The organism is Chitinophaga sp. (assembly GCF_036569125.1).
GTDB lineage: Bacteria > Bacteroidota > Bacteroidia > Chitinophagales > Chitinophagaceae > Chitinophaga.
Map to the genome: position 1 here is coordinate 1 of NZ_DATCRF010000095.1, position 4329 is coordinate 4329.

General features: G+C 50.4%; 6 protein-coding genes. 2 read left to right on the forward strand and 4 right to left on the reverse strand.

The genetic code is table 11. The features are described 5' to 3' along the window. Window positions 1-1141 (forward strand): alpha-L-fucosidase (locus tag VIM87_RS03395; protein ID WP_331995606.1); only part of this gene is annotated, 1141 nt, incomplete at its 5' end. Window positions 1142-1143: 2 nt separating this feature from the next. Here VIM87_RS03395 and VIM87_RS03400 read toward each other — a convergent pair. Then, entirely contained in the window at window positions 1144-1608 is a 465-nt protein-coding gene (locus VIM87_RS03400; protein ID WP_331995607.1) for a VOC family protein, read from the reverse strand. Window positions 1609-1713: 105 nt separating this feature from the next. Here VIM87_RS03400 and VIM87_RS03405 point away from each other — a divergent pair, with 105 nt between their 5' ends. Further along, entirely contained in the window at window positions 1714-2610 is an 897-nt protein-coding gene (locus VIM87_RS03405) for an aldo/keto reductase (RefSeq protein WP_331995608.1), read from the forward strand. A 42-nt stretch (window positions 2611-2652) separates the two neighbouring features. Here the strand turns inward: VIM87_RS03405 and VIM87_RS03410 are convergent, their stop codons facing one another. From VIM87_RS03410 to VIM87_RS03420, 3 genes are all read right to left on the reverse strand, one after another. Next, a complete protein-coding gene (locus VIM87_RS03410; protein ID WP_331995609.1) occupies window positions 2653-3597 on the reverse strand; it encodes a 3',5'-cyclic-nucleotide phosphodiesterase in 945 nt (314 codons plus the stop codon). Between the two features lie 13 nt (window positions 3598-3610). Then, window positions 3611-3976, reverse strand: a complete 366-nt coding sequence (locus tag VIM87_RS03415; RefSeq protein WP_331995610.1) for a hypothetical protein — start codon at window positions 3974-3976, stop codon at window positions 3611-3613. Beyond that, window positions 3973-4329 (reverse strand): hypothetical protein (locus VIM87_RS03420; RefSeq protein ID WP_331995611.1); only part of this gene is annotated, 357 nt, incomplete at its 5' end. The genes VIM87_RS03420 and VIM87_RS03415, both read right to left, overlap by 4 nt.

Sequence of the window (4329 nt, forward strand, 5' to 3'; positions counted from 1 at the left end):
GTTCACTACAGAGCTGCCCAAAACCTTTAACCCTAAAAAGTTTGATCCGGAGGAATGGGCCGTACTGGCAAAGCTGGCCGGCATGAAATACGTGGTGTTCACTACCAAGCACCATGCAGGCTTTTGCATGTGGGATACCAAAACCACGGATTTCAATATTATGCATACCCCTTTTAAGCGCGATGCGCTGAAGGAGATCATAGCGGCTTTTCGTAAGCAGGGCATTGCCATTGGCCTGTATTTTTCACCGGAAGATTTTCACTACTTCTGGAAACATCATATTCCCCTGGGCCGGATGCAGGTGCCGCAGCACTTCCCTGCCCAGAACCCGGAGCTGATGGCTTATGATAAGGCACAGGTGAAAGAGCTGCTTACGCAATACGGAAAAATAGACCTGATATTTTTTGACGGCCCGGCAGATGGGTTAAAGGAATATGCCTGGCAGCTGCAGCCGGATATACTGGTAACGCGCGGCGCCATGCGCACACCTGAGCAGGAGCTGCCCAACCAGCCGGTGCCCGGCCCCTGGGAAGCCTGCTTTACCATGGGAACAGACTGGCAGTGGAAGCCTACCAACGATCCCCAGAAATCCGGTACAGAGATCATTAACATGCTTATTGAAACCCGCGCCAAAGGCGGTAACCTGCTCATGAACGTAGGGCCTAAGGCAGATGGGGAGATCCAGATAGAGCAGGAATCCCTGCTGCGCGAGCTGGCTTTATGGAACATGGCTAATGAGGAAGGCATTGCTGCCATCCGCCCCTGGAACATTATCCGCGAGGGTAATATCTGGTTCACCAAGGCAAAAACCGGCAATACCGTGTATGCCTTTGTACCTGCCGGTACGGAATGGAAATATGGAGAGCGTAAGGACCTGGTGCTGAAAACCCTGGAGGGTAATGCACAAACCAAAGTATCCGTATTAGGCTATGGCAGTGAGCTGGTGGAGTATAAAAAGGATTTTGATGCGCACATCTATGTACAACCCACCCCTGTTGGGCTGGTGATCAGCGCTGTGAACGGACAGCGCTTTTACACCAATAACAAGTGGCCTAACCCGGTAGTGCTGAAAATTGAGAACGTGCAGTATAAGCCGCAGAATGATCACTCTACCCGGGCTGAGCTGGACGGCGCTAAATAATTTTAGTATTTATCGTCATTCACCTCTACCCAATATTTATCAGGGTCCTGCAGGTACACTTGCTTAACACCATCTACCCGCAGGGTATATTTCTGCTTTTCGCCCTGCCAGTTGCGGAAGGGAATGTGCAGCTTATTGAGCTTAAGAATAAAATCATCTATAGAGGGCACGCTGAAACATAAGTGTGCGGCTATATCATGTTCTGTAACTTCCTTTGCAGCCTTGATCAGGTGCAGCTGGCTGTGTGGGCCTATCTTCAGCCAGGTATGCTTGCCGTCGTGGAACGGTTCTGCCAGGGTGTCTATCTCCATTACATCGCGGTAAAAAGCAGTGGCTTTATCCAGGTCGTATACGGCAATGGCTATATGATTTAATACCGGGCTTTTATGCTGCGCATGCGCGTTAAATGATAATGTTATAATGCCGGCGCAAAGGAGCAGGCCGGCGCGTACCAGTTTTTTCTTCATACAACAATATACGCCGTGGATCTTATACGGACAATAGACTATCCTGTTACTATTTTATAAATGAGTAAGGGGCTTTCATTGTGCTGAATGCCCTAGTTTTGGGGTATGAACTACAAATTATTAGGCAGCTCTGATCTGAAGATCAGCGAAATCGCTTTTGGGGCCATGTCTTTGCAGGGCAGTGATGCAGATAATGCCGCTTTAATACAGCAGGCGCTGGCCGCCGGTATCAATTATTTCGATACGGCAGATCTGTACGACAAGGGCGCTAATGAAATTACGCTGGGAAAAGCCTTGCAGGGCAAACGCAAAGAGGTGATCATTGCCACCAAAGCAGGCAACCAGTGGCGGCCCGATGGCAGTGGCTGGGACTGGAACCCGCGGAAGGAATATATTTTAAGCGCCGTTGAGGGCAGCCTGCAACGCCTGCAAACAGATTATATTGACCTGTACCAGCTGCATGGCGGCACGCTGGAAGATAATATTGATGAAACGATCGAGGCCTTTGAACGGCTGCAGGAACAGGGCAAGATCCGTTATTACGGCATATCCTCCATCCGCCCGAATGTGATACGCGCCTATGTGGAAAGGTCCCGCATAGTAAGCGTAATGATGCAATACAGCCTGCTGGACCGCCGCCCGGAAGAAACCTGTTTTGAGCTGCTGCAGCAGCATAACATCGGCATCCTGGCCCGGGGCAGTGTGGCCAAAGGCTTGCTTGTAAATAAACCTGCCGCTGCATATTTAAATTATACGGCAGATGAAGTACAACGCGCAGCCAGCGCCATTAAAGCCCTTTCCAGTGCACAACGCGGACCTGCGCAAACAGCCCTGCGTTTTGTGCTGCAGCAAAGGCCGGTGACGGCTGCGGTGGTAGGCATACGTACGCCTGAACAGCTGAAAGATGCGGTGGCTGCAGCTGATGCGCCTTTGCTGAATGCTGTGGAGCTGGAACAGTTAAAAGCAGCGGTAGCGGTAAATGTGTATGAGCAGCATCGTTAATGGGCCTCGTTGATTCATCAGCAGGTGTTTGCGGCAAGTATTTTAAAACGCCAGCAGCTTTCCCTGCTCGGGGAAAATAAGCCGCAGGTGCAGCGCATTCATGTTGGTTAACTGTTTATGAATAGCTGCTTCGTTATTGCCGGTGGGTTTAATATGCGTGATCACTACCGGAAGGCCCTTTACACCATGTGACCCGCTCAGGCTATCCAGCGTATGCATTTCCTGCATCAGCAGGCTGGGGGTAAGGTGCCCGAACAGCTGCTTCCGTGGCTGTTCTTCGGGGAACGATACTTCAATAAAAATAGCTTTCAGCTGTTTGGCCTTCAGCAAGGGTGCTACCCTTTGCCATAACTGTAACAGCTTGTCCGATCCCTCAATGGCATCTGCACCGGTATCACCCAAATAAAGTAAATAAGCATCTTTGGAACGCACCAAAAAAGCCGTGCTCTGGAAAGGTGCGGAGTGGCTTAACGGGAACGCCTGTACGCTTAATTCTGTTTGCGCAACCGGCGTTGCTTCAGCGGGCGTCATGGGGCTGTAATGGTATTTTTTCAGCTGCGGTGTTTCGCCGGCATCCGCAAAGTTGGCCCAGCTTTTCCAGGAAAAGTATTTGTCATTGATCACATCCAGGCAAAAGGGCAGGCCATAAATGGTTTTGGCTGTATCGTCCGGGGAGTTGATGATGAGCCCTGCCACATGATCCAGGTGGGGATGGGAAATAAAGTATGCTTTTACGTTTTGCCGCAGCACATCACCAGCCGGTTTTTTAAAAAGGCCGTTGCGTACAGCCTTTTGCAGGCCGGCGTGTAAGGTGCCTGCATCCAGGCACAGGTAGTTGCTGGATCCCTGCGGGGCTACGAGGTATGCGGAAAGATTGCTTTCATCCATACCGCCTTTTACACCCAGAGGGATTACCTTAAAAGCCGGGTGCTGCGCAGCTGCGCTTAAGTATAGGATGGTGCAGATAACGGAAAGAAAATACTTCATAGATTAAAGATACTCATTCATCCACCAATAGTTCCGTGGCCAGCTGGTGGGCGGTTATATAATCATCGTACCAGTCAAAGTAATCATCCGGCGGCGTGCTGGAAACAGCGGGGTATTTATTCCAGTACTCCTCTCCATACACCAGCAGCATAGCCCAGTGGTATTCATATTCATGCGTGAGTAAGGCTGCGGCTAAAACATCTGTGGGTGGCTGCTGTACAATAAAGGAATGGTCTGTAAGGGCCCGGGCTTCTTCCAGTGATCTGCCGGTGTATTTCACAATACAGGCGATCACCATTTCGTAAAAGGTGCGGTAATGGAAAACGGTTACCTGCCCGGTGCCGGCATCCCTGAAGATTAACCTGTTGGCGGGGTTCATAGCGCGCCCTCAAATAACATTTTTACGGAGTAGTTGCCAAACCGTATCTGGCTGCTGGCATGTGGTAATAATTTTTCCAGCAGGGGCGCCAGCTGGATCCGCTTTTTTTTACATGCCTTCAACAGATCGTTGAAGTACATGATCTCATCCCGCGCATCCGGCATCAGGTCGCGCATCATAAAAAAGGTAAGCGCATATTGCAGGTTTTGCTGGTCGGCTATTATTTCATCCGTGGTGGGCGCCAGAAAATTTTTCAGCTGATGTGTTTGCCCAATGAGCTTGGCGATGGCATGTACATTGGCATAATTGGCCTGCTCCAGGCATTCCAGTATGGCCTGCCGTATAAAGGCCAG